Raw genomic sequence first — 25,059 nt, forward strand, 5'->3', positions numbered from 1 at the left:
ACATCTTCAACTACTCATGTGGGGTAAGATAATGAAAGTATCATCATGTGTGGGTTTATGTTTTTTACTCTTGTCCGCTTGTGGTCCTACGCAACAGTGGGTTAAACCTGGCGCGACAAAGGAAGACTTGAAATCGGCGATTATCCTCTGTGATCGGGAGAACGTGCATTTTGGCCAGGATCGCTTCGCACATTTCGGTCCGGAAGACGAAAACACCCGTCCCAGAAGCTATCCAAGAGGTGGAGGGGAAATGATGCGGGAGAAATGTCTTGAAAGTCACGGTTGGACACGTGAGTATGTCGAGTGAACCGTCTGCATTCGAATAGTACGCCACGATGGCGTAAAACCGGCTTGGTACAGTTGGTGCTTCCTTGCGCGCAACCTTCAGTCGCCAATTGAAGAGTAGTGACGATGGCCCGTCAGGGCAGGGCCCTGCATGCCGGGCCCCTGAAGCAAAGATGACAACGGGAGTAATCCCCTATAAGAGGGGACACCCATTGCCGTCTATTCATTGCATGGATCAATGAAACAATTCACAAACCGGGAGTTTTCTTAGGTTGATCCGCACAGAGTGTTCTATTTCTCGTTGGAGGATATTGATTGTCCAACTGGCTGGAGCGGGAATCGTCCTGCCCGGTTTCCCAGATACGGACACATCTCGCATTGACATACAGCAGATCCTTTCGAGGACCGAATATATTCACCAATGCCTTTTGGGTTCCTTCCACTGTGCCTTCTAAAAGAAAGATATTCCCCCGGGTGGTATAAAATTCCTTTTCGCGTTTCCCGATAAACCGAATGAGAAAATGTCTACTCCTATCGGTTTGACCTATTTGGGGCCCTTCCTCGATCTGCGTTTTGGGATAGGGCAACCATTCCGCCAATATTAAATATCCTTCGTCCGTTTGATCAATACTGACGACTGCTCCTGCGAGTTTCTTTTCCTCACCCAGGTAACTTGAGGGATTGTCCGCTATTTCATCAAACTGCGACTTGGAGGTCACGGTCTTTATCCCATTCGAATTGGAAGACAATAAATCGTAGCCTGGTAATGCCGTGCATCCTATCTGCAGACCTACCAGTCCCAATATGCCAAGTACGATAATCCCTTTTTTCATGAAGATCCTCCTTTGTGTGAAACAAAAAGCCCTGACAATGCAGACGAAAACAGAATGCGATTGCTTCCGGGTGCATGGGGAAATTTTTCTCATATGAGAGTCCAAGCCTAGCTCGAACTTATTGCAGTCGGGTCAAGGGCCTGTTACGGCATTGTTAACTTTCAAGGATCAATTCCATGAATACCATTTTTAACCGACCAAATGGGATCCACCGGATTCAATGGCCGTCCGATTCATCCCTGTCTTTGGCCAATACTCACGGGTCGTGAAACACTTCGCGCAGGACTACTGTAGGCTCCAGACGTCTATCGCGGCTCATGCGATCGACATACGCAAGATCCGGTTCACGTATAGACCGGTCAGCTTGGATTCCACCATAATCGATCTGTATCTCTCCCACTATGCCTGAGTGACATTTCGCCGCAGCAAGGGCAGGATAGGATTGCCCTTGGTGCTGGACCATGCCGGCTATCTGCCCGCTTAGAATATGATACCGAAAGGGAAGGTGCACGATATAACGGTGCGTGCCAACCGGTTTGTATTCCTGACACCATGATCCTCAATGACATGGAGTAAGGGACGACCGGCTCGTCAAAGAATGAAGCGGGCCCAAACCGTGATTCCCCATGCGGCCGAGAGGGAGTGCATATGTTGAGATGATGAAGTGGGGTGCGCCATAGCCGCACCGCTCCATTTTTAACGTGTAACGCATCTGGCGGTGCGAATGAATTTGGACTTCCACCACGTATAATTTGACCGCCTCATTCCAAAACGGATGCCGCACCAGGCATGAATATTCTTGCGGGAGAATCCTGGTCGGGTATCAGCGACCTTCCGCGTTAGCCGACCTTATAATCTTTTGCCTCCATGCAGGTACGATGGGCACAATCAGACTTGTCACGCGTGCACTGATTTCGGGCTCCGGCCGGTTGAACGCCCTGCTGATAGTCCTGCACAGCCACCCGCTGGCCCATCAAGCCCAACACGCCGCCGGCAGCGGCATGTTCACATCTCCGCTTGTAATGAATGCTGGCCAATATATCAAAATACCTCACACTGGGAAATCCTCCTTCCCACCTTAATCACAATATGCCGCTTCCCAGTCTGCACAATCGAGTAGCCATGCATCTCAAGAAGAGTTCAAGACAATACCCCCATCCCTACAGTAAGCTTCGCCTGCTGATCGCCCAACAAGGATTGCCCAGTCCTCATGTGCCGCCTCGAGCCTTTCTTACGAATATGGATTGACTCATTTTGTCATTCCTCAATCTCCGACTTGGTCTCGGGAAAAAATGTTCAACAAACAAGCATGGGGTGTGTCCTCGATTTTTCCTGCTGGTTTACCTACAATGCCTGATCCAGAACCATGAGGGGTTTGCCCCTGATACGATTGAACCGTCAATACCACCGATTGAAAATCATTCGTACTGACCGAATAGCCCACGGTGAAATCCGCAGGAACAAAAAATTGGAAATATCTAAAATCCACCCAATCACATGGAGGTCTGTCATGAAGTCCCTCACAGGTATTGTCCTAGGAGTCTTTGCCATTGCTGTGGCAGCAGGATGCTCCTCTACCAAGATCACCGAAACACATCCATTGTATGGCAAAGAGAAACTTCCCAAGCCGGACCGCATCTATGTGTATCCCTTTGCTGCCACCCATTCGGATCTCCCCCCCTGGTCCTCGGCAGCCAAACAGCATGACCCACCCGGCGAACCGCCATCGCCCGAACACCTCGAGACCGGGCGAAAACTGGGTGCTGCCGTCGCGGAAGAATTAGTCTCGAAAATTCAACAAATGGGACTGATATCCTTGGTGGCCGACGCACAAACCGTTCCGCGGGTCAATGACCTGTTGATTGTGGGATATTTTGGCACGTTCGAAGAAGGCAGCGCTCTCAAACGGATGGGCTTGGGTTTCGGATCCGGTGCAGCTGAAATCACGACAGCTGCGGAAGGGTACCAGTGGACCGCCACTGGCCCCCGTCAACTCGGATCCGGGAAGGTTGATTCCGCGGGAAATAAAATGCCCGGAGTGGCCCTACCTATTGTCGTCCTGGCTGCCACCGCAAATCCAATCGGATTGATTGTCGGCGGAGGCGCAAAGGTGTATGGACAAATGTCGGGAAAAGATACGATCGAGGGCGCAGGGAAACGAACAGCAGATGCGATCGCCGAACACCTCGAGGGGAAATTCAAGGAACAGGGGTGGATCCCGTAATTGTGTTCGGCAAGATCCAAATAGCACGAATAGAAGCCGAATGAAAAAATACCGGTCATAGTGCGTGAGAACGGCAGGCATTCCGCAGACGGTCAGATTGGGACAATGGCCCTTGAACATATTGAAGCGCACCTCCTCACGAATCAGACCATACGCATCCCGACCTCACCTGTAAGCGTATTTTTGACCCGCATAACTTATCCGGGGGCTGTTGAAATTATTCGCCCAACCCCACAGAGGAGAGAAAACACATGCGGTTAAAGACGAACCACTGCCACATTTCCAAAGTTCTGGTATGCCTCTGCGTCACCATGCTCTTCAACAGCCCTATCCCTGAGGCTGGAGCTTTGCCGACAGTCGATGAAGTACTCCAGGAATTGCACCTCTCGGAAAGCGACGGGGAAGACATCCGGCAGGGAAAGATTGTCGATTGGTCCCCCAGTGAAGGATCAGATCGGGAATTGGCCCTCGGCATGGCCTTCCTGGTGAACACCAAACCGGAGGAACTGGGAAAACTCTTTCAAGAGGCCATCATTCTCAAAGAAGTCTCGGTCATCACGGCACATGGCCGGCTGACGGGCGAAGGCACCATGGCGGATTTGGCAGGGGTAAAGTTGCAGCCAAATGCAGAAAAAGAAGCCGGGCGTTATTTGAACGTAAAACCGGGCGACAAACTGAACCTTGATGCTAACGAGATGGCCGCGTTTCAAGCTCTCAAATCAACCCACAAGGGAGACGAAGTGCCGGTGAAGGAAGTCGAAGACCTTGTGCGACAGCAGTTACTCGCCCGCTATCAGGCCTATCGGACAAAAGGGCTGTCAGGCATTGCCCCTTACGAACGTGGTGACGAAAACCAACGGAATGCCGGTGATGAATTGCTCCTCTCCACGAAGGAACTGGCAGGCGTGGCCAAGTATTTGCCGGCCTTCCATCAATTCTTGCTCACTTATCCACAGGGACTTGATAAGGATGAGGCTAAAAACCTGGAGGAATTCTTCTATTGGTTGAATATTGACGTGTTTGGTCGACCGACCTACGTTCTGGTTCACCGCATGTTACACCATGTGGGTGAGGCGGCATTTGCCGTGGAGCGTCAATACTATGCGAGCCACGATTACAACAGCATGTTGCAAGGTATCGCGGCTCTTCCGACCAAGGACGGCACATTCCTGTTCTATGTCGGCAGGGTTTCGACCGACCAAGTCGGAGGATTCGGAAGTTCCGCTAAACATCCCATCTCACGAGCGATCACTGCACCGTATATCAAGGACATGTTTCGAGAGCTTCAAACCAAAGTAGGAAAACCGTAGACTCTTTCGGCTGAGTGTTGTTTCGGATCTGAACGGCGGCGTTTGGAACTGCGGCAATCCTTTACCAAAAATTTCCGTGTATCTCTTAATCAGGGAGTCTGCCCCCCGGAGCAGGTGACCGCGGTGTTCGGCACCACGTTTGCCGAAACATTGCTCCTGCTGACGCCGGGATTCTGGGAAGGCCCGATTGAGTCCGGATTGGGCTGGAACATAGTCTGGGTGGAATCGATTACACCAGGCCACCCCCCCGCCTTCGAGGAAATCGAGCCGGACATCAAAACTCAATGGAGGGAAAAGCAACGCATCAAATCCATCCGCCGGACCTTTGAGGCGATAATCCCGCTACGAGGTGGTCCTGCCTCACGGGCCTGCGATCAATAACATGATGGCGGACACCACGGAGACGAAGGGAACGCCATGAGCCAAAGGGAAGTTCATGGGTAGATGTTCCCGCTTGTCGCCGGAATCTCCCTCATGCGGTGAGAATCGCTCACCACCTGATGCCCCGAAAAAAGCGGTCCCGTTCAGCATGGTGGACTGACGGATCCCTTTGATGCCCTTCCGTCGCCAAAAAACGTTACACATCGTTTCATACCGAAAACCATCCTCGTCATTAGAGTTCTATTATGCAGGTGTTTCCTGGTGTTCTCGTCTCGGTGTGAGTCCTCATGTCGGCCATCCGATCCGCTTCAACCAACGTCACCGATCGTCATCTCCATATTAGGCAGGAAAAAATTTATCGCGAAGCCCGAACAGATCTCTGTGTATCCTTTTGCGCCAACCCATGCAGCTATTCCATCCTGGTCTACGGCAGCAGAAAAATTATGCAAACCCCGCCACCGCCAACCTGATCGGTCTGATTGTGAGGGGAACGACAAAAGTGGAAGGTGAAATGTCAGGCAGGACCAAAATCGAAGCGGCGGCCAAACGAACGGCTGAGGCCATCGGTTGAGAGCTACGGATCAGATTCAAGGCAGAAGGTTTGATCAAAAAGGTCCATATCAAGGTCGAGCCACAATATGGGCACGAAAACCCTGCGACACGCCGATCGTGCGGTCGGCGTGAAACAGGTAGAAAAGATCTACAAGTCCTGGTAGATTCGGGTGAGTCACTATTGACGTCAACAAGAGTACAATTCTTTTTCTCCAATAGTGTGAAGCCATCATGAAAGCCGGTCGCCGATTGAAAGATCAAGGGAAGCCTTCGCTATATAATGCGCTCAAACCAATGGGCGCAGTGGCTTTCGTCTTGCTCTTGGTCATCGGAGCCTGGTGGTATAGCACGACACCAGACCAGTCCTCTGTGCCGGATCCACAGATCGGCGTGACCTGCGATATGGGTATTTCTGCTGCGAAGTCCGGTCGGGCTCTGTCAGTGACGAATGCGCCACCAACCCTGCCTGCGGGCCAGCCGATCTCATCCCCACATGCTTCATCAGAAACTGAATACTCGTCCCCGCCCTCCGAACCTGCTCCGGATGGCATGGTCTGGATTCCCGGTGGTGAGTTTTCCATGGGGGCAGCCGATTTATCCGATGAGGAGATAAACGATGTCGGCATGCACGCGACGCGAGATTCACGGCCGATTCATCGTGTGTACGTCGATGGATTCTGGATGGATAAAACAGAAGTCACCAATGCGCAGTTCAAACGGTTCGTGGACGTCACCGGCTATGTCACGGTCGCAGAGCGCACACCACGCGCGGAGGATTTTCCAGGTGCCCCTCCGGAGAACCTGGTGGCCGGGTCTGTCGTGTTTTCTCCACCGGACCATTCTGTGCCCCTCAATAACCATTTTCAATGGTGGAGTTACATTAAAGGCGCAAACTGGCGTCATCCGCTTGGTCCAGGTAGTGATCTCAAAGAACGCGACCAATTTCCTGTTGTGCACATCGCCTATGAGGACGCGGAAGCCTATGCGAAGTGGGCCGGCAAGCGACTCCCGACTGAAGCGGAATGGGAATTTGCCGCGCGCGGAGGATTAGCAGGGAAGGTCTATCCTTGGGGCGATGAGTTTCGAAAAGACGGCCAATGGATGGCCAATAGCTTTCAGGGTCATTTCCCACAACAGGACACGGGAAAGGATCAGTATACGGGCATCGGGCCCGTGGCAAAATTTCCCCCGAACGGATACGGACTGTATGACGTAGCCGGGAACGTGTGGGAATGGACGAGTGACTGGTATCGGCCAGATTATTACGCACGACTTGCAATAGCAGGCGGAGTCGCACACAATCCCCAAGGGCCGGACTCCCCGTTCGATCCCAGCGAACCCGGTGAAAAAAAACGCGTGCACCGTGGCGGATCGTTTTTGTGCACCGATCAATACTGCTCCCGCTACATGGTCGGCACACGCGGGAAAGGTGAGATCAGCACTGGCACGAATCATCTGGGGTTCCGGTGTGTCATGTCTCCAAAATAGAAATCTTTAGAGCATGATGAGCGATCATGTGCCGACACGACAGGCCGTCAGACGGAAACCGTAAGCAAGAAGATTATGAAAATGAAGATTCCAACCTATGACATGAATGAGAAAAGGAGAAAATAATGAAGGGTGTACTTCGTGTTTCCCTCGCCATTTTGGCGGTGTTATCCCTTCCGCTGGGTGCAGCGGGTGAATTTCAGCTTGATCGGACAGTGCTACCGATTCATGAGCCGGAATACCCTTCGATCACAGAGTTGGACGCTCGAAATGCCACTCCTCCCCCAAGATTCGAAGTGAAAGCACCGGCGGACGCACCCAATGTGCTCCTCATCATGATCGACGATATGGGCTTCGGAATGCCCAGCGCCTTCGGCGGGCCCATTCATATGCCGACCGTCGAACGATTGGCTAACCAGGGACTTCGCTATAACCATTTCCATACGACTGCCCTCTGCTCGCCGACCCGGGCCGCCTTGTTGAGCGGCCGCAACCATCACATGAACAACATGGGCGCCATCACGGAGGCCGCGACCGCATTCCCGGGCAATACGGGACAGCGTCCGAACAATGTGGCCCCCCTGGCGGAAATGCTGCGGCTGAACGGTTACAGCACCGCGTTCTTCGGCAAGAACCACGAAACGGCGGCCTGGGAAGTGAGCCCTTCCGGTCCGACCGACCGCTGGCCAACCCGTTCCGGCTTCGACAAATTCTACGGTTTCATCGGGGGTGAAACGAATCAATGGGCTCCCCTGGTCTACGACGGACTGACGCAAGTGGAACTGCCAAAAGATCCGAACTACCATTTCATGAACGACATGACAAACCAAGCCATTCACTGGATGCGGTACCAAAAGTCGCTCACGCCGGATAAGCCCTATTTTATTTATTTTGCGCCGGGGGCGACCCACGCGCCCCATCATGTGCCAAAGGAATGGATTAAAAAGTATAAGGGGAAGTTTGACGGAGGTTGGGATCAGTTTCGGGAAGAGACCCTGGCCCGCCAGATCAAACTTGGGGTGGTGCCTGCAGGCACGAAGCTCGCGCCGAAACCCGAAGCCATCAAGGACTGGGACCAATTGACAGCGGATGAGAAAAAGTTGTTTGCACGACAAATGGAAGTATTCGCGGGGTTCGGCGAATATACCGACAGGGAAATCGGACGACTGGTGCAAGCGGTCGAGCAGACCGGCCACATGGACAACACCCTGATCCTCTATATCATCGGGGACAATGGCACAAGTGCGGAAGGCGGCATGAGCGGCCTGTTCAACGAGATGACGTATTTTAACCGGGTTCCCGAAACTGTCCAGGACATCCTGACGCATTACGATGATCTCGGAGGACCGTTGTCGTATCCTCACATGGCAGCGGGATGGGCAGTGGCCGGTGATACACCCTTTATGTGGACCAAGCAGGTGCCTTCCAACTTCGGCGGCACCCGGAACGGAATGGTCATTCACTGGCCAAAAAGAATCAAGGCCAAAGGGGAGGTTCGCCAACAATTCCACCACGTGATCGATGTGGCACCGACTGTGCTGGAGGCTGCCGGTCTACCGGAGCCGACAATGGTTAACGGCACGAAACAGTCTCCAATTGAAGGCGTAAGCATGGTCTATACGTTCGATGATGCCCAGGCGAAGGGTCGGCACCAGGTCCAGTATTTTGAAATTCTCGGTAACCGCGGCATCTACGCCGACGGCTGGTTCGCTGGAACCATCCACCGGGCACCGTGGGAATTCGAGCCACGAAGGGCACTTCTTGATGATATATGGGAGCTATACGACACTCGCGACGATTTCAGCCTAACGAACGATCTGGCTGCCAAGAATCCAGATAAGCTGAAGGAACTGCAGGCTCTGTTCATGGAGGAAGCCGTCAAATATCGCGTGTTGCCCATAGATGACCGTCTTCTGGAGCGCATTAACGCCGCCACGGCGGGCCGGCCGGATTTGATGGCAGGACGCACATCCCTGACCCTTTATGAGGGCATGGAGGGAATGTCGGAAAATGTCTTCATCAACACCAAAAATCGCTCTCACACCATTACGGCTGAGCTGGAAATTCCTGATGAAGGCGCTAACGGCGTGATCCTTGCGCAAGCGGGACGGTTCGGCGGCTGGAGTCTGTATGTGAAAGACGGGAAGCCGACCTATACCTATAACTTCCTCGGCTTACAGCGGTTCACCGTGGCGGCTCCACATACTCTTGAACCCGGCAAAGTCACGATACGGTACGAATTCGTCTATGAGGGACCCGGTATGGGCAAAGGGGGCGTCGGGACAATTTTTGTCAATGATCAGAAAGTGGCCGAGGGAAACATCAAGCACACGCAATGCTGCGTGTTTTCCGCGGACGAGGGTGCCGATGTCGGGTTGGATGAAGGGACGCCTGTCATTGAGAACTATGGAATTCCGGCGCCCTATCGATTCAACGGAACGATCAAGCAGGTCACAATTGATCTTCAGGATATGAAAGCTGCCGACCGGCACAAAGCCAATCAAGCTCGCGTTGAATATGCTCACAAAAAAGCTTTGTCCGACTAACAATGCTGCATGGAACGGGCAGGGAAAGGCTTGCCACTTTTCCTACTCGGTTTCCTCTTCCGTAAAAATGGATGGGTGTAGGAGTCATGCCTAGAATTTGCAGGGATGATGTTAGAAAAGATGAAGAGACCAGCGATGGTTGAGGATTACGGAATCACCCTGCCCTGTCGATTCACGAAGAAGATCAAAAGAATTATCATCGAATTGAAGGACATGAAATTGTCTGCTCAAGCGGACATGCAGAAGGATTCGCGGTCTTCAGATCTGGGGATTGAACCGACTCCTCTGTCAGAAAGGTACGACTGAAATCCCGCAAATGGGAAAAGACCTTTTCTGAAATCTGACCCAACGAGTTGCCGTGGATCATTCTGAAAGAACACATCGAGGTCTCTGTACGGCAAGTCCAGATGTTTGTCCGCACTTTCACTCCAAACGCCCGCCCAACTCTCAAGAGTTGTTTATAAAAATCATTCCTTCCTGCATTTGACTCTTCACAGTATTCCATCTTATTTGATTGTCACCCTGTTCCTCCATGGCTATTCCACCGCGTTTTGAAAGTGGACGGCAAATGGGCAAACGGCCGGAGTAGCACTCCCAGTCTTCTATGAGGTAATATTTTTCCAACATTGCATTGAAAGGTTTCATAGGTTGTCATGCCGGGCAATCACTTCAACCTCGCACGATACATCACTCACACTCCTGAATCCTCGAGACAAAAGAGGTGTGAGCGTCTACTCATTTTCAAAGACAATACAAACTTATGAGGAATTGGAGTCGAGGCATATTTTTAGGCCATCTCACCTCACTGGAACGGCTTAATGGCCTCACTGATGGTGTGTACGCCATTGTGATCACCCTTCTGGTGCTGGATCTGAAGGTGCCTGAAACTCCGGGAATGACCACAGGGCAGCTTCTTTCCGACCTACAGAAACAGATTCCAAATTTTGCTGCCTGGATACTCAGCTTTTACATGGCGGCCTTTCTGTGGATGAGAAATTTTTGGATTCTCAACCATCTCAAGAAATGCGATGAAAAGACATTCTGGTTGAACTTTGTTCATCTGATGTTTGTCTCTCTCATCCCCTATGCAGCCTCGCTGCTCGGACATTACGAAGAAGATGCCATTGCGGTCATGCTTTTCTCCGCAATTCTTGGTCTGGCCAGCTTTTCCTTACTTATCCTCCACCGGTATGTGGCCCCCAAACGCGAATGGCATTCGGATGGTGTCCCCAAGCTCTGGACAAATCCGAACTTGTGGGCCATGTACCCCGCACCTCTTTTCGCGATAGGTTCTATTCTCATCTCTTTCAACAACGTCAATGGCGCGATTGCCTTCTGGTTCCTCGCCCCGGTCTGGGCACGTTTTTTTTCACAGAGATAAATGAACTTCAAAGCAAGAACGTGCATTCACTTAGAGAATGAATGATGAACCCCTATCGGCGAAGACAGGTGTTCTTGGGCCGGCTCTGGTTGACGTTCACCCTTTGCTGCACGGTCGGGAATTTTGCCTGTGCCTCGCAAGACCTTCTATTGACCGGCTCGTGGAGAAGCACTGAGATCACCCATCCTTCTCCTTTTTTTTCCGATGCGCTAGACTCCAACACAGGCAGGAATGTCAGGTTGGTCCTGGACCAGTATGGGACATTCAGATGGTTCGAACCTGAAGGCATTTGCCATTCGGGAACCTATCTTATCCAAGGGGATGCTCTCCTTTTGAATGCATCGCCAGGAGAGGAACGTATTCGCCTTGACTATACCTTCCGTGGAGATGAACTCCGACTGAAATCCCCGGATGGTTTCATGTTCGAGTTTCGAAAGACACCGCACCAGGCCAATGCCGAAGCCAATTCCTGTAATCGATAGAAAGGAGATGCAGTGGGAGCCGAAGAGGAAGAATTGACAAAAAAAATTCGTCTGCTGGTTAAGGAGAAATTTGACGGTGATTTCCGTAAAGGCTTTGACCACTACGATTCCATCGATGGCCAGGATTTAAAGATCGGTTCATCCGCGTTGGAGCAACTCCTCACAGATGCCAAGATAGGAAATTTCCTGACCCGAACCCTATGGGTGGAAGGCGTCTTAAAGGCACTCGACAAGGATCGGGACGGCGCCATTTCCTGGAATGAGTTTGCATCGATACTTGAGAACGGCCCACAATCCAAAGAAGAAACAGCTAAGGAACCGGGCGAGGACTCATCCCCTGCCAACAAATGAAGTCGGAAATCTTTGCTTGGCCAAACTGTGGGGCCTCAATAGAAAGCCCCAAAATCGTTGCCGCTCGCGCATTCGTGCGCATCAAACATGTCTTCGGCCATCAGGTCACTGCGATGGGCGACAAATTGATTCGAACCCTCAGCCCCGTGTGGACTCGGCTCCAGATTGGGTGAGGAATCTCAGGTATCACTTCAAACGATTTCCGCTCCTCTCTGCTCCATCGAAGAGACAGGTGCCCTGAGGTAGGGGCAAACAGTGAAGCAATCTATAAAACCCTATTGGAACCGCTGCATACGCTCTGCTTCCAGGACCCTCAAAAATTTTCGAACCGAGGACTTCGGGAATTCAAACCCACTTGGTGGTTTTTAGAGATTCCCTTTTCCTACTCGGTAGGTGTTCGATTGAGGGCATGCTCCTGATGAGTGGCCTGATCAGTCTTCCGTCTTTCTTTGATTCTCAATCGTGGAATCAAAACTGAAACTGAGTGTCGGTTTTCTCGCAATCGGATTCGGTACGTATTTTATGTGTATTCATTTTTCCTAAGACACTTGCGTGCATTCATTTTAGCTATGCCCAGATATGATTGACTCAGGATGTCGGATATCTGCCATTCGTTTTCCCTTCCCCTGTTACCCACGCCATTTCTCGAAAACCCATGGACTGAAAAACCTTCCAAAAGAATACCGCCTGTGGAAATCTTCATTGCGAGGACAAAAGAGTTTATGTTGAAATGGCCCCTGGCTTGAAACGTTGGTTTCGTGAAATGAAGGAGAAGACTAACTCATAACCCTCGTTTTGCAGAACCCTCACTGCTAACTCCCAAGTCAGAAAAACAAACCAGCTTCCGGATTTTCATTATTTTCCCAACCCACTTGGATGACAAAGAAAGGCAGATGTTATGACCATGTCACGCATGACGAACATTTTCGCAGTGGTGCTGACCTTGACCATGGGAATCATAGGAACCGCATTGGCCGCAAATGAGGAAAAGCATCCCTTGCCATTCATCATCATGGATATCGAACGCCACATTGCCGAATTGACCATCAACATTGAGAAGATTTCGGATCGGATGAAGTTTTTACGCGAGGTTCCGAATTCTAAGGATCCTCTCATTCAGGAAGTCAGGAATCTTGATCTGAGAGGGTGGGAGCTGCATCAGGAACAGTGGAAGCTGCAACTCGACGGATTGCGATTCACGGAGGGGCTCTTGCGAAAAATCCAGGATCATCCCGAAGAAAAACCCGAAGCCTTACAAACCTGGCTTGGCCGCCTTGAAGAATTTAAAAAAGCCATGAACGATTATCAGCAACAGCGGGCCGAGATCGAAGTGTTGCGCATAGAAACAGAAGGTAAATTGATCGAACAATATTTGCGATAAGGCAAGGAGATTCTAATGGATTGCGTAAAACGACCGACCGCATTTTCTGCCTTATGCTTGACGGGGATATGGGTCCTCATGACCGGGTGTACCTCAGTCGATACCATTCGATTTACCAACCAAACCTTTCCTCCCAAAAAATCAGTTCTAGATGTGGAAGTGATGGCCCTGGAACCAAAATGTCCCCATATCGCCATTGCCCAATTGAGTGTCCAGGATTCAGCCGTAAGTTATGAAGACGAGGAAGGCGCCATTCTCAAAAAAGCCGCTGATTTGGGGGCCGACGCCGTGGTGCTCCATCGGGGGACAAAACGGACAGTGGCGACTCCCGCCTACGGAGGCTATGCATACAACTACGGCTACCCCGGATGGGGTTATGCTTCTTACGGTATGGTTGGTTACGGAGGGTATGGTACGACCGGATACACGATAGGGGGATTCGGGTATTCTCCTTACGGCATGGGAACACCCATGATGTATGACACAACCTTGAGATCGCTCTCGGGAATTGCCATCCGCTACCAGGATGGCCGTTGTGTAACAGGTAAGCCGGAATCCAGACAGATCCACACGTCCTTCCCCCTCCAATCATAAGTTTTCAATGAAATCTCTAAAGGACATCTTTAGCATCTTGCTCAACCTGACCGATGCATCTGGCCTTCCATGAACTTAATATTCCGTAAAGTTGAGAAAGAATTAAATCACAGAAAAAGAGAAAGGTCACGCTTCCCCTTTAGCCGGGACCAGCAATGAGTTCAGAACATTTCTGAAGCCGCTGAGTAAATTGATCAAATAGGACGTGAACGAAAAAATACTGGGAGAGCTCTCTTGAGTGGGCTTTCCGTAGGAGCTATTTGAAGGTGAACGATGAATTGAGAAGAACGGTTTGCCGTCGACTCTATCTCTTGATAGTAGAACCTTTCATAAAGGACCCGCTTTCCTATGGAGGTGATTGATCCCATGGAAAAATGCTCCGAGGAGTAAATTCTTCGGAATCATCCTGGTCTAATTGAGGTAAACATGAACGCCTTACCAATGCAGCTCTTCTTTCCAAACGAATCTTTTTGGTCCGACCTGACCAGTGCGAGTTATGATGAAGGAGAGTCCCGAGAGTTCCCTCGGGCCATCAAACTCCGCACAAGCTGAATGCGACTCATCAGGAACGTTTTGGAGGGAATTGTGCCAAAACTTTCTGGACTGCCTCATTGATCAGCCCGGTTTGCCCTCCTGTCGTTCCCTTCCAATCCACCACGCCTTTCGCAACTCCACGCCAGATAATATGCTGAGCCGGCTTCGCATCAAGGAGATCGATGATAAGCGTCCCTTCCTCGTATTGGTACACTTCGGTGTAGCCCATACCCATCCCCCAGTATGGCCTCATGAGCGGACCTTGCATATTTTCGACACGCATTCGCTCCTCCCTACCAACATAATAGGTCACATAGAAATCTGAATTTCCAGCGATGATTTCGATGTATCCCTTGTTTGCAAGTTCGGCTGCGACCGCGTCCTGAATCCTTTGCCGGGCTATGTGATTGGCCCCACCCAGATCGATGTCTCCTTCTGGCGTTTTCAGCATCCAGGAAAATGTCTTCAGCTCACTAAAATCCGTCGACTCTCTATAATCAGAACTGACAGAAATAGTGGAGCACCCCCAAAAACCGGGTAACGCCAACAAAACAACAAGCCTCAGGAAACATCGCATTGGTCCCACCCTTTCTTTTACCATATAATTCGCATTTTCGAATTTAGGATTCAGTCCTATCATCACAAAAGGCACTTCCCAGGCACACGCCTACCGATTTCGATCTGCCTGCTCAAGAGAGCTGTGATCGTTCTCAATAGAAACCCTCGGAAGATTATTTAGCTCAGAGAAACCGGGAGCACGGCCGGTTATCCCCCACAATCATGAGGGTAAATTGGTGGTCGTCCATCAGCTTTCTGCCTGCCGGTTTCTTGGCCCAAAACTATAGCAGACACTTCTCACTCGTTTCGACTCGCGACTTTCACGTCCGATATTCCTTCTCAGGGAAGCTCTGTGGATAAGCGGTGGGATGGTGATTGCTTCGGTATGAATAGATACGGTAAAAACCCTGGCGTCCTTTTCAGAATTCTCGGGCCAATGGGATGTTTGTCCTGAACGGTAAAACCGTCGAGTTGGCGGCTCAAACAATGTCTGATGAAGGATGAGCAGGGGGGTATGGCTTGGAACATGAAACGCGGCGTTCAATTTTTTCTGCCAAAAGGATCCCTCAACCTCGTCATTTCTGAAATGTTTAATCAGGAATCTTTCGACCCTGGGCATTCCCGACATGTTCAATCGGCAATTATCTGTGTGTGCGTTTGGATAAATACCTGCCCCTGACTCGCAGGAATGACGCAAGGAGGATGGAGGTCCGTCGACAATTGCGGACCCGACAACTGATGTTCTTGAGACGTACCGGCACTGGGGATCCTGCTCTCACGCCGTTTGTTGTATCTCTTCTTATTGGAGTTCTCTTTCTTGCCTCTCCTTCGTTTGCCGGGTGGAAGGTCACCGGCGCGAATAACGTTTATTATACCGACGATGCCGCCCTGTTCTCCGCGACACGGCGGCTGAGTCGAAACCAGGACCCCACCCAACCGGTTATTGATAGCCTTCTCGCCAACCAGGGAGACGATGTGGTGTTTGAACCCATGGCCCACCTTATGAAATCTTTCTCGTTGATGGGTCGACCTACCGAATTGGGTGTCCGTGGACAAGGGTTTGTGTTTACCAACAATACCCGATTCAATCACGGATCATTGAGCGTGGAAGCTTCCCATAATCTGACCTCCACCACTGCACTCCTCATTCGCTATTTTTTCGGGCCCGATTTATTTTTAGGAAAAAATGAGGTGCGGCCGATTGAGGAGTCTGAGGGAAATTCCCCACAAGTAAAAAATGAAGAGCTCACCACCAATTATTGGGCTGGAGGGCTTGCTCAACAAATCCCCGGTGTCGACGATCTGCGGCTTATTCTCTTTGGCCGCTATGGATTGCGTGACTACGATCAACCCTTTCGACAACGGGATACTCGGTTTTGGACGATCGGGACGCACGTGGAATGGGCGCCCACGCAGAAGATCGAGTTGGCGCTGGGCTACCACTATGAACGAGGATTGGCTGATGGGCGAAAGCAGCCGGAGCTACAAGATGATATCTCTTACTTCAATCATTTCGTGACCGGAGAATTCGAATATGCGATCACAGAACGTCTTCGCTTAGAGATGGGACTTCATTATGAATTTAACGGTTGGACCACCGGTATCCAGGGGGATGAACGCAAGGGACAACATGAAAATGTGATCCAGGGCGACATGGCCTTTCGGTATCGGGTGAACGAGGTCCTTCAAGTAACGGCGGGGTTTCAGAGGTCACATCGAAAAGAGAGTTTTGAGAAAGGGTTAAAAAACCTGAACACGTGGCTGGGCGCCAGGTTGGCATTTTAATGTTTAACGATAGGAAGAATGATCCTCTCACCAACCCAGAAGATGGGTCCTTCAAAAACTTTGGTCCGTTTTTGTGTTCCGTGAGTGCACCCTGTCTAAATGAGTTTTATGCAAGAGGGTGCTATCTTGTGACGCACCCACTTCGTCAGGGCTGTCATTCCACAAAAGATGTCGGGCTGAAGAGACTTAAAGGTAGGGGCGGGTCACTGAGCATTGATATACCCACTTGCCGATTTCAAACGAAAAGACCACACCCCTCCCAACAGGAGAGGGAACTTTAGAACGATCAGCGACGGCAGATACCCAGGCTAATGTCGAACGAACCAAAAATTTAGAGTAGCCTCAAGCAGGGCTTCATACATCGTTTAGCTTCATGCGGATATGGTTCACCCACATCAGGAATGCCGGAACAGTCATGGCTCTATCTTTGTGTTGGATCCTGCTGACTGCATCCTTTTCGCAGAGCGAAGAACCCCACAAACAACCAACTCCTCCCATAGATGATCCTTTCTTGCTATGGCGATTGGATGCAGTCAGAAAAAAAACCAGAGAAATTCCTCAAAATATATGGGAGCGGATTCGAAACGGTCAGAAGTGGACCTGGAATGAATATCCTGATCAAGTGCTTATTCAGGAAGAAAACCTTATCAAATGGCCTCGGTATTTGTCCGCTGCCCTCAATACGCCCGAGTGGTTGGACCTGGGTTTTACCAATCGAGTTCGTCGAGAAGGATTTGATTACCCTTTTAAGGCCGACCAGAAAGGCAATACCTGGGCTTGGGATCAGCGAACCCGCTTTCGGGCCACCACAAAATGGAAGGTTTTCCGGGCGCAGCTAGAGTTTCAAGGAGCGAATTCCGGTGAAAAGGCCGATACAGACATCGTGGGTTCTTCCACGTTTAATGCGGCCAATATCCAACAATTGTTTGCGTCTATGACTCTCCAAAATTTCCTGGGGACCGGCCTTCGAACGGATCTTCACGTCGGGCGCATCAATATGGATATCGGGTCAAGACGTCTCGTCGCTCGTTCTCGTTTTCCAAATAACGCCCAATCCTTTGATGGTATTCATTGGAGAGTAGCTGAGACCAATCAGTGGTTTGTCCGCGCCTTTTTTTCGGAAGTTGTTTCCGATAACAACAACACGAATCGCTTTGGCTTGTTTACGAATGAGGGTGATTATTTCTGGGGACTTTCGTATGAAAACTCGCACTTTTCCTGGGCCAGGACCCAACTCTACTATTTTGGCAGAGATGAAGAGGAGAAGGACGGAGGAACCGAACGAAGGCATTCAACCTTAGGAATCCGGGTCTACCAACCACCGGAAATTGGAGAATATGATTATGAAGCGGAATCTGCCTGGCAATTCGGCACATTGGACAACATGGATCATTTTGCCTATTTTCAACATATCTCACTTGGTTATACCTTTGCCTTTCCATGGTCACCCAGGATTTTGGCCATGTACGATTACGCCAGTGGCACAGAAAATCCTAATGGGAACCAAAGCCATACATTCGATACCCTCTTTGGTGCGCGCAATTTTGAATATACTTCAACCAGTCTCTTCGGCCCTTTCTTTCGTTCCAATATCAGCTCGCCGGGCATCCGGCTGATCACTCACCCACTCCCAACCTTGGATATCAATGTGAAATACCGGGCCTGGTATTTGGCCCAATCCCGAGATCAGTGGGTCAACTCCGGCATGCAAGACCCAACGGGAGCCGCAGGAAATTTTCTGGGGCAGAATGTGCAAGTCAGAATTCAATGGCGTCCTTCCCCAAGCTTTACCCTAGATGCCGGCTATGAACACTTCTTTAAGGGCTCTTATATTACAAATCAGACTGATGTGCCAGGAAATCCTCCAGCCAATGATACCAATTATTTCTATGTTCAAACCGAAGTCAGATTTTAGGATCCTGGTAAGGACAATCGGAAAAAAAGCCATTTTGGGGAAGTCGAATTTTTTCCATTCCGGATCTTAATCCGGAACATTTACTTCATTGTCTGTAACCGGTCCTTGCCTTTCATTCCTACTCCTCACCCTCATCTCACAACCCCATTCACCAGTCAGGGCCCATCAGGCCATGGATAAATCGTTGGCATTTTCCCTTGAGTTCTGAGCTTGGACAATGGAAAATACCGTTCCTCTCGATTTCTCCTATCCGGGTACAACCCGGAAAATGGATAGAACATAAAACATAAATTGATGGATTTTTTTGTCATTTCTCTGTATAAACCCAGGAACGTTCGTCGTGAAAATGCGAGTACAACCCCCACATACCTCTTTCAGGAGAGGGTCAGAGCTGCTGCTATGCCTGATGTTGGCGATGATCTTTGGGTGCGATCGCCCCGAGGCGGAATCCACCGCAATGCCCCCAGAAGTGTTGGTTGCGGAGGTGATACAAAAGGACGTTCCGATTTATGGGGAGTGGGTCGGGACGACAGTTGGCTATGTGGATGCGCAGATTCGCGCCAGAATTCAGGGATATCTCCTGTCCCGGCATTACACGGAAGGATCAGTGGTCAAAGCCAACGATCTCCTGTTTAAAATCGATCCACGACCCTACAAGGCAACCCTGGATCAGTTGAAGGCCGAACTCATCAGGGCGGACGCGGCCTATCAAAAGAGCCTGCTTGACATCAAGCGGAACACCCCTCTTGCGGCGGAAGGGGCCATCAGCCAGAAGGAACTGGATGATGCCATACAAGCCGGCACGGCAAACCGGGCCTCGGTCGCCTCCGCGCGCGCCAAATTGGACAACGCGCAACTCAATCTTGATTGGACCAGTGTGACCTCTCCGATCAGCGGGATAGCGGGTATCGCTACCGCGCAAATCGGTGATCTCATCGTCGAAAATACGGTGATGACGACGGTCTCTCAAGTGGACCCGATTAAGGTCAATTTCCCCATTAGCGAGAGGGAATATTTACAATTTGCGGACCGGATCGCGAAAGCCGGGAGTAAGGCCGAAGCACAACGATCCAACAAACACCATCTTGAGCTGGTCCTTGCCGACGGAAGCGTCTACCCGCACAAGGGGAGAGCCGTACTCGCTGATCGCCAGGTTGATGGCAAAACCGGAACGATCACCATCGTCAGTTATTTCCCAAACCCTACCCATCTTCTACGCCCCGGCCTTTTTGCCAAAGTGCGTGCTTCTATCGAAACCCGGATAGGAGGACTCTTAGTTCCACAGCGGGCCGTCAAGGAACTTCAGGGTACATATCAGGTCGGAGTAATCGGAGCCGAGAACAAGGTGGCTTTTCGAAAAGTGATTCCCAGTCACAGGATCGGATCACTCTGGCTGATTGACGAAGGCCTGAAACCCGGCGAGATGGTCATCGTTGAAGGACTGCTCAAGGTTCGTGATGGAATGGAGGTCACACCCAAATTGATTCAGGCCGAAACACAACCCGGCTCCGAGAGTTCCCCCGAACAACACGGCACAACCCAATAAGTCTCATGGCCAAATTCTTTATCGACCGCCCGATTGTGGCCATCGTCATTTCGATCATCATGGTGGTGCTTGGCCTCGTCTCCATGGTGCAACTTCCCATCGCGCTGTTTCCCAACATTGCCCCTCCTGAAATCATGTTACAGGCCACGTATGTCGGCGCGGATGCCGTCACCCTGGAGCAGTCCGTGGCCACTCCCATCGAACAGCAGATGGCCGGAGTAGACAATTCCATTTATATGTATTCCATGAACGCCAACAACGGCCAGATGACGTTGCGCGTGGATTTTGACGTCGACACGATACCCAACGATGACCAGATCCTGACGCAGATGCGTTACATGCAGGCCGAATCGCAATTGCCTGCAGACGTGAGAAACTATGGGGTCACGATCAAAAAGGCCACCACCAGCCCTCTGGCGATTTTCAGCCTCTATTCTCCTGGCGGCACGTATGACGAAATCTTCCTGGCCAATTACGCCTACGTCAACATCAACGATTCCCTTGCGAGGGTTCCCGGTGTGGCGCAGGTCTTGATCTTCGGGGCGGGTCAATATGCCATGCGCTTCTGGGTAGACCCCGACCATCTGGCTAAACTGGAAATCACGGTAGCCGAGATTCTGGATGCCATCAAGAAACAGAACACAGTCAACCCTGCCGGTCAGATCGGTGGGCAGCCCGTTCCCCAGGGACAGGAATTCACCTATACGGTCCTCGCCCAGGGTCGTCTGGCCAACGAGGAGGAGTTCGGGCAGATCATCGTGCGTGCCAACCCGGACGGCTCCATCATCCGGTTAAAGGATGTGGCGCGTATCGAACTCGGTGCGCAAACCTACAGCCAGATCGGCCGTCTGGACGGACAGCCCAGTGCGGCCATTGCGATTTATCAACTTCCTGGCTCAAATGCCATCACCACTATGGATCAAGCCGAGAAACTGATGGCAGAGATGAAGCTGCGGTTTCCTGATGATCTGGAGTACAAGATCGCGCTCGACACAACCCTGGCGGTGCGAGAGGGCATTAAGGAAATCGTACATACCCTCTTCGAAGCGGTGATCCTCGTGATTATTGTGGTCTTCCTCTTCCTTCAGGGATGGCGGGCCACCCTCATTCCGCTCATTGCGGTTCCTGTTTCTCTTATCGGGACATTCACGGTATTCCCTCTATTGGACTTCTCGATCAACACGCTGTCATTGCTGGGGCTGGTCCTGGCCATCGGACTTGTCGTTGATGATGCCATCGTCGTGGTCGAGGCAGTCGAACACCATATCGAGAAGGGACTGTCCCCGAAGGATGCCACCCGGAAAGCCATGGATGAGGTCTCCGGACCGGTCATTGCGATCGCTCTAATCCTCTCGGCGGTTTTCATCCCGACGGCCTTCATTCCGGGGATTACCGGAAGCTTCTATCAGCAGTTTGCACTCACGATTGCTCTATCAGTCATTCTTTCCGCCTTTAATGCGTTAACACTCAGCCCGGCGCTCTCTGCCATGCTCCTGCGTCCCAAAACCCCTGCACGAGGACCATTGGGAGCCTTTTTTGAGTGGTTTAATAACCGGTTTGAACGGGCCACCACCGGATATGTTGGGTATTGCCACCATCTCATTCGCAAGGCCGGACGGTCCATGGTCATACTGCTTGTGTTCATTATTGCCGCAGGGTTTTTGGGAACACGCCTTCCCACCGGCTTCCTTCCGACGGAGGATCAGGGATATGTTTTCCTGAACCTCCAACTGCCGTTAGCGTCCTCCCTGCAACGGACAAATGAAGTCGCCAAGAAGGTCGAAGCTATTCTGCTCGAGACTCCCGGCATTCAACACGTAACCACCGTCGTGGGGTACAGTTTGTTGAGCAGTGTGACGACCACCTATAACGGATTCTTTTTTGTCACCCTCGCTCCATGGGAGGAACGCACCAAACCGGAGGAAAAACTTGCGGCTATTTTCAAGGATGTGAACCAGAAACTTGCGGCATTACCTGAAGCGATGGCCTTTCTTTTCCCTCCGCCGGCCATCCCTGGCGTGGGGACCTCGGGAGGCGTTTCCTTTGTCCTGGAGGATCGTTCCGGACAGGATGTGGCCTTTCTTGCCCACAACCTCGAAAATTTTATGGAGGCTGCCCGTCAACGACCGGAAGTCGCTTCCGTGAATACCACCTTTATCCCTGCCGTGCCTCAAGTGTTTGCCAAAGTTGATCGGGACAAAGCGCTCAAACAAGGGGTGCAACTGGAGGATGTCTATAAAACCCTCCAGGCCTTCATGGGGGGGGTGATGGTGAACTATTTCAATCGGTTCGGCCGGGTCTGGCAAGTGTATGTGCAGGCGGAAGGAGACTTTCGGACCAATGCCGAAAACGTCGGTCAATTTTACGTACGAAATACGTCCGGTGAAATGGTCCCACTCTCGACCCTTGTCACCATGGAAAAAGTTTCCGGGCCCGAATTCACCATGCGCTTCAACGGCTACCGGTCCGCACAAATTTTCGCGTCCGGGAAACCGGGGTATACCTCCGGTCAGGTCATGGAGGCCTTGGAGGAAGTCTTTACCGAAACCATGCCACGTGAAATGGGCTTCGATTACATGGGCATGTCATTCCAGGAAAAGGCCGCGGCTGAGGGAGTACCGGCCAGTGTGATTTTCGGCTTTTCCCTCCTCTTTGTCTTTCTTATTCTGGCAGCCCAGTATGAGAGTTGGGGTCTCCCCTTCAGTGTGCTTCTCTGCACGCCGATTGCCGTGTTCGGAGCGTTTGGAGCTCTGTGGGCACTTGGAATGGAAAACAACGTGTTCACGCAGATCGGCCTCATCATGCTCATCGGCCTGTCTGCAAAAAACGCGATCCTGATCGTGGAATTCGCAAAAATGGAATATGAAAAAGGTCGTTCTCTTGTGGAGGCCGCACTTACGGGAGCCCGGCTACGGCTACGGCCGATCCTGATGACCTCGCTGGCTTTTATCCTGGGAGTGGTTCCTCTGGTGCTCTCATCCGGATCAGGAGCACACGGGAGAATTCTTCTCGGGGTGGCCGTGATCGGGGGTATGATCGCCGCCAGCTTTATTGCCATTTTTCTTATCCCCGTTGCGTTTTATGTCGTGGAACGGCTCATGCACCGTCATGACGGGGAACTCCCGCCTGGACCTGAGGGACCGGAATCCGATGACTTCCGGTTCTTGGAAGATGAAAGTTCACTTTCAATAACTTCACCACACAAAACCGGACAGGCTCCAATTCATCTTCATGGAGAGCACTGATATGCAAAAATGCAGAGCGATGCTCCTGAGCCTCCTGGTCGCCTTCGGCTGCACCATGGGGCCGGATTACAAGCGGCCCGATGTTCCGACCTCCGATTCCTGGCGGCTCGCACCGGACACATCTGAATCCATCGCCAATATACCCTGGTGGGATTTGTTCAAGGATGAAGAACTTCAGAAACTCATCCATACCGCTTTAGAGGAGAACCTTGACCTGCGAGTTGCGGCCGCTGCGGTTGAGGAGTTTCACAATCAACTCGTCATCGCTCAATTCGACCTTGTCCCTTCCTTGGATTATTCCGGCGATGGCTTGTTCTATCACAACACCAATAATGGACTCTCCACTGGAGGCGGATCGATTCTCCCCGGGCAAGCCGCTGGAAGAAGCGGACGCGGGAACCTTGACTATTCGAGGGAATCCTTCATGGGAGGCATCAAATGGGAAGTCGATCTTTGGGGAAGGATCCGCCGGAACGTCGAAGCCACCAGAGCGGAATTACTGGCACGAGTAGAAAACCAGCGCGGGGTTGTCATTGCGCTGGTCAGTGACGTGGCCCAATCCTACTTCACCCTCCGTGCTCTCGATCTTCAGGTGCACATTGCCAAACGCACCCTCAAAGTCTGGGACGAAGCCGTGAGACTCAGTCGGTCGCAATATGAACACGGGTATGCTTCGAAGTTGGATCTGGATCGCTTCGAGGCCGAACAGGCCGGCACGAGAGCACAATTGGCTAATCTGGAGCAGCAGGGGGTTCAAGCAGAGAACCGGATCAGCGTCCTGTTAGGACACCGGCCGATGGCTATCCCCCGCGGGTTTGCGCTCACGGAACAACCTCTGCCACCTGACATACCGGTCGGATTGCCTTCCAGTCTCCTGAGTCAGCGCCCCGACATTCTGGAGGCGGAACAGAAACTCATCGCGTCCAACGCCAATATCGGTGTGGCCCAGGCTCTACGCTTTCCTCAATTCAGTATCAACGGCGGTGGTGGGGTGGCTGGTTTTCAAATAAACTCCATGGGAACCGGACCGTTCGCCACGGTTGGAGTGGCAGGCACCTTGACCGGTCCTCTTTTCAATGCGACAGCACTCGGCTACGGGGTGGGAATTGCGACCGCTCAAGAACAACAGGCCCTTGCCCGGTATGAGTTGGCCATTCTCAATGCGTTTAGAGAAGTTGAGGATTCATTGATCACGATCACGAAAACCCGCGAACAACGTGAGGCGCAGGAATCCCAGGTTGCATCCCTTAAGTCCGCGTTGAATTTCGCGGACAAACGATACCGTGGAGGGTTTGCCTCCTACCTGGATGTCTTATCGGCACAACGGGACCTCTTTCAGGCCGAACTAAGCCTGGTTTCAACCAGGCAGCAACACTTAAGTTCCATCGTCCGGCTTTACAAAGCCCTCGGTGGCGGTTGGACCCCTTCCGAAGGAGAACAACAAGGAAGAGAGCTCTCTCGTTCTGAAATGCCCAGTGCCCGTCCCCTCCAAACCGGCATAAACTAAACCTTGGACTGCTCCAGGAATCGGCACATGGTCAGAGAGGGTCCAGGGGAAAGAAAGGACTAAGGATAAGAACACGCAGTTTTTCCGCAAGGATCATTCTCCTGTTTTGTAAACAGGAAGCCACATTCAAGAGTTATTGAGATTCTCCACCTGCAACAACA

General features: G+C 51.5%; 21 protein-coding genes. 16 read left to right on the plus strand and 5 right to left on the minus strand.

Annotation, left to right across the window (positions count from 1 at the left end; genetic code table 11):
• Window positions 1-533 precede the first annotated feature (533 nt).
• The 3 genes from PQG83_RS07435 to PQG83_RS07445 form a co-directional block, all read right to left on the minus strand.
• The gene (locus PQG83_RS07435) at window positions 534-1,118 is read right to left on the minus strand and encodes a hypothetical protein (protein ID WP_312748268.1); all 585 of its coding nucleotides are present in this window, start codon (window positions 1,116-1,118) and stop codon (window positions 534-536) included.
• 256 nt (window positions 1,119-1,374) lie between these two features.
• Window positions 1,375-1,581 carry a hypothetical protein gene (locus tag PQG83_RS07440; protein ID WP_312748269.1) on the minus strand — a complete coding sequence of 69 codons (207 nt, stop codon included), beginning with the start codon at window positions 1,579-1,581 and terminating at the stop codon, window positions 1,375-1,377.
• Between the two features lie 376 nt (window positions 1,582-1,957).
• On the minus strand, window positions 1,958-2,173 hold the full coding sequence (locus tag PQG83_RS07445) for a hypothetical protein (RefSeq protein WP_312748270.1): 216 nt from the start codon (window positions 2,171-2,173) through the stop codon (window positions 1,958-1,960).
• Window positions 2,174-2,628: 455 nt separating this feature from the next.
• On the opposite strand from PQG83_RS07445, the gene PQG83_RS07450 reads away from it, so the two are divergent.
• The 3 genes from PQG83_RS07450 to PQG83_RS07460 all read left to right on the plus strand — a co-directional run bounded on the left by PQG83_RS07450 (window position 2,629) and on the right by PQG83_RS07460 (window position 5,033).
• Window positions 2,629-3,342: a DUF4410 domain-containing protein gene (locus tag PQG83_RS07450; RefSeq protein WP_312748271.1), complete on the plus strand. Its 714-nt coding sequence runs from the start codon at window positions 2,629-2,631 to the stop codon at window positions 3,340-3,342.
• A 251-nt stretch (window positions 3,343-3,593) separates the two neighbouring features.
• Window positions 3,594-4,652, plus strand: a complete 1,059-nt coding sequence (locus PQG83_RS07455; RefSeq protein WP_312748272.1) for a hypothetical protein — start codon at window positions 3,594-3,596, stop codon at window positions 4,650-4,652.
• A gap of 42 nt (window positions 4,653-4,694) precedes the next feature.
• On the plus strand, window positions 4,695-5,033 hold the full coding sequence (locus PQG83_RS07460; RefSeq protein WP_312748273.1) for a peptidylprolyl isomerase: 339 nt from the start codon (window positions 4,695-4,697) through the stop codon (window positions 5,031-5,033).
• Here PQG83_RS07460 and PQG83_RS07465 read toward each other — a convergent pair.
• The gene (locus tag PQG83_RS07465) at window positions 5,013-5,237 is read right to left on the minus strand and encodes a hypothetical protein (protein WP_312748274.1); all 225 of its coding nucleotides are present in this window, start codon (window positions 5,235-5,237) and stop codon (window positions 5,013-5,015) included. The genes PQG83_RS07460 and PQG83_RS07465 overlap by 21 nt on opposite strands.
• A gap of 199 nt (window positions 5,238-5,436) precedes the next feature.
• Here PQG83_RS07465 and PQG83_RS07470 point away from each other — a divergent pair, with 199 nt between their 5' ends.
• The 8 genes from PQG83_RS07470 (at window position 5,437) to PQG83_RS07505 (ending at window position 13,808) form a co-directional block, all read left to right on the plus strand.
• Complete coding sequence (locus PQG83_RS07470) at window positions 5,437-5,604, plus strand: hypothetical protein (protein WP_312748275.1); 168 nt, start codon at window positions 5,437-5,439, stop codon at window positions 5,602-5,604.
• Between the two features lie 212 nt (window positions 5,605-5,816).
• Complete coding sequence (locus PQG83_RS07475; RefSeq protein WP_312748276.1) at window positions 5,817-7,073, plus strand: formylglycine-generating enzyme family protein; 1,257 nt, start codon at window positions 5,817-5,819, stop codon at window positions 7,071-7,073.
• A 125-nt stretch (window positions 7,074-7,198) separates the two neighbouring features.
• The gene (locus PQG83_RS07480; protein ID WP_312748277.1) at window positions 7,199-9,619 is read left to right on the plus strand and encodes an arylsulfatase; all 2,421 of its coding nucleotides are present in this window, start codon (window positions 7,199-7,201) and stop codon (window positions 9,617-9,619) included.
• Window positions 9,620-10,379: 760 nt separating this feature from the next.
• Window positions 10,380-11,000: a TMEM175 family protein gene (locus tag PQG83_RS07485; protein ID WP_312748278.1), complete on the plus strand. Its 621-nt coding sequence runs from the start codon at window positions 10,380-10,382 to the stop codon at window positions 10,998-11,000.
• Between the two features lie 41 nt (window positions 11,001-11,041).
• Window positions 11,042-11,482: a hypothetical protein gene (locus PQG83_RS07490; RefSeq protein WP_312748279.1), complete on the plus strand. Its 441-nt coding sequence runs from the start codon at window positions 11,042-11,044 to the stop codon at window positions 11,480-11,482.
• A gap of 12 nt (window positions 11,483-11,494) precedes the next feature.
• Window positions 11,495-11,833, plus strand: coding sequence for a hypothetical protein (locus tag PQG83_RS07495; RefSeq protein WP_312748280.1), 339 nt, complete (start codon window positions 11,495-11,497; stop codon window positions 11,831-11,833).
• Between the two features lie 898 nt (window positions 11,834-12,731).
• Entirely contained in the window at window positions 12,732-13,214 is a 483-nt protein-coding gene (locus tag PQG83_RS07500; RefSeq protein WP_312748281.1) for a hypothetical protein, read from the plus strand.
• A gap of 15 nt (window positions 13,215-13,229) precedes the next feature.
• Window positions 13,230-13,808, plus strand: coding sequence for a hypothetical protein (locus tag PQG83_RS07505; RefSeq protein WP_312748282.1), 579 nt, complete (start codon window positions 13,230-13,232; stop codon window positions 13,806-13,808).
• Between the two features lie 562 nt (window positions 13,809-14,370).
• On the opposite strand, the gene PQG83_RS07510 is transcribed toward PQG83_RS07505, so the two are convergent.
• Window positions 14,371-14,982: a DUF4136 domain-containing protein gene (locus PQG83_RS07510; RefSeq protein WP_312749123.1), complete on the minus strand. Its 612-nt coding sequence runs from the start codon at window positions 14,980-14,982 to the stop codon at window positions 14,371-14,373.
• Window positions 14,983-15,602: 620 nt separating this feature from the next.
• On the opposite strand from PQG83_RS07510, the gene PQG83_RS07515 reads away from it, so the two are divergent.
• The 5 genes from PQG83_RS07515 to PQG83_RS07535 all read left to right on the plus strand — a co-directional run bounded on the left by PQG83_RS07515 (window position 15,603) and on the right by PQG83_RS07535 (window position 24,898).
• Complete coding sequence (locus tag PQG83_RS07515; protein WP_312748283.1) at window positions 15,603-16,685, plus strand: TonB-dependent receptor; 1,083 nt, start codon at window positions 15,603-15,605, stop codon at window positions 16,683-16,685.
• 415 nt (window positions 16,686-17,100) lie between these two features.
• Window positions 17,101-18,600 (plus strand): alginate export family protein, encoded by a 1,500-nt coding sequence (locus PQG83_RS07520; RefSeq protein WP_312748284.1) that lies wholly within the window; start codon window positions 17,101-17,103, stop codon window positions 18,598-18,600.
• 346 nt (window positions 18,601-18,946) lie between these two features.
• Window positions 18,947-20,146, plus strand: a complete 1,200-nt coding sequence (locus PQG83_RS07525; protein WP_312749124.1) for an efflux RND transporter periplasmic adaptor subunit — start codon at window positions 18,947-18,949, stop codon at window positions 20,144-20,146.
• Between the two features lie 5 nt (window positions 20,147-20,151).
• Window positions 20,152-23,391 (plus strand): efflux RND transporter permease subunit, encoded by a 3,240-nt coding sequence (locus PQG83_RS07530; RefSeq protein ID WP_312748285.1) that lies wholly within the window; start codon window positions 20,152-20,154, stop codon window positions 23,389-23,391.
• 1 nt (window position 23,392) lies between these two features.
• On the plus strand, window positions 23,393-24,898 hold the full coding sequence (locus PQG83_RS07535) for an efflux transporter outer membrane subunit (protein ID WP_312748286.1): 1,506 nt from the start codon (window positions 23,393-23,395) through the stop codon (window positions 24,896-24,898).
• Window positions 24,899-25,059 lie beyond the last annotated feature (161 nt).

It is taken from the genome of Candidatus Nitrospira neomarina, from assembly GCF_032051675.1.
GTDB lineage: Bacteria > Nitrospirota > Nitrospiria > Nitrospirales > UBA8639 > Nitrospira_E > Nitrospira_E neomarina.

Bases quoted from the DNA above. Each gene is read 5' to 3' on its own strand.
- PQG83_RS07515 (WP_312748283.1), top strand. From the start codon at position 15,603: ATGGAGGTCCGTCGACAATTGCGGACCCGACAACTGATGTTCTTGAGA.
- PQG83_RS07500 (WP_312748281.1), top strand. From the start codon at position 12,732: ATGACCATGTCACGCATGACGAACATTTTCGCAGTGGTGCTGACCTTG.
- PQG83_RS07475 (WP_312748276.1), top strand. From the start codon at position 5,817: ATGAAAGCCGGTCGCCGATTGAAAGATCAAGGGAAGCCTTCGCTATAT.
- PQG83_RS07510 (WP_312749123.1), bottom strand. From the start codon at position 14,982: ATGATAGGACTGAATCCTAAATTCGAAAATGCGAATTATATGGTAAAA.
- PQG83_RS07535 (WP_312748286.1), top strand. From the start codon at position 23,393: ATGCAAAAATGCAGAGCGATGCTCCTGAGCCTCCTGGTCGCCTTCGGC.
- PQG83_RS07485 (WP_312748278.1), top strand. From the start codon at position 10,380: ATGAGGAATTGGAGTCGAGGCATATTTTTAGGCCATCTCACCTCACTG.
- PQG83_RS07490 (WP_312748279.1), top strand. From the start codon at position 11,042: ATGATGAACCCCTATCGGCGAAGACAGGTGTTCTTGGGCCGGCTCTGG.
- PQG83_RS07440 (WP_312748269.1), bottom strand. From the start codon at position 1,581: ATGGTCCAGCACCAAGGGCAATCCTATCCTGCCCTTGCTGCGGCGAAA.
- PQG83_RS07505 (WP_312748282.1), top strand. From the start codon at position 13,230: ATGGATTGCGTAAAACGACCGACCGCATTTTCTGCCTTATGCTTGACG.
- PQG83_RS07465 (WP_312748274.1), bottom strand. From the start codon at position 5,237: ATGTGTAACGTTTTTTGGCGACGGAAGGGCATCAAAGGGATCCGTCAG.
- PQG83_RS07525 (WP_312749124.1), top strand. From the start codon at position 18,947: ATGCGAGTACAACCCCCACATACCTCTTTCAGGAGAGGGTCAGAGCTG.
- PQG83_RS07470 (WP_312748275.1), top strand. From the start codon at position 5,437: ATGCAGCTATTCCATCCTGGTCTACGGCAGCAGAAAAATTATGCAAAC.
- PQG83_RS07435 (WP_312748268.1), bottom strand. From the start codon at position 1,118: ATGAAAAAAGGGATTATCGTACTTGGCATATTGGGACTGGTAGGTCTG.
- PQG83_RS07450 (WP_312748271.1), top strand. From the start codon at position 2,629: ATGAAGTCCCTCACAGGTATTGTCCTAGGAGTCTTTGCCATTGCTGTG.
- PQG83_RS07455 (WP_312748272.1), top strand. From the start codon at position 3,594: ATGCGGTTAAAGACGAACCACTGCCACATTTCCAAAGTTCTGGTATGC.
- PQG83_RS07480 (WP_312748277.1), top strand. From the start codon at position 7,199: ATGAAGGGTGTACTTCGTGTTTCCCTCGCCATTTTGGCGGTGTTATCC.
- PQG83_RS07530 (WP_312748285.1), top strand. From the start codon at position 20,152: ATGGCCAAATTCTTTATCGACCGCCCGATTGTGGCCATCGTCATTTCG.
- PQG83_RS07520 (WP_312748284.1), top strand. From the start codon at position 17,101: ATGGCTCTATCTTTGTGTTGGATCCTGCTGACTGCATCCTTTTCGCAG.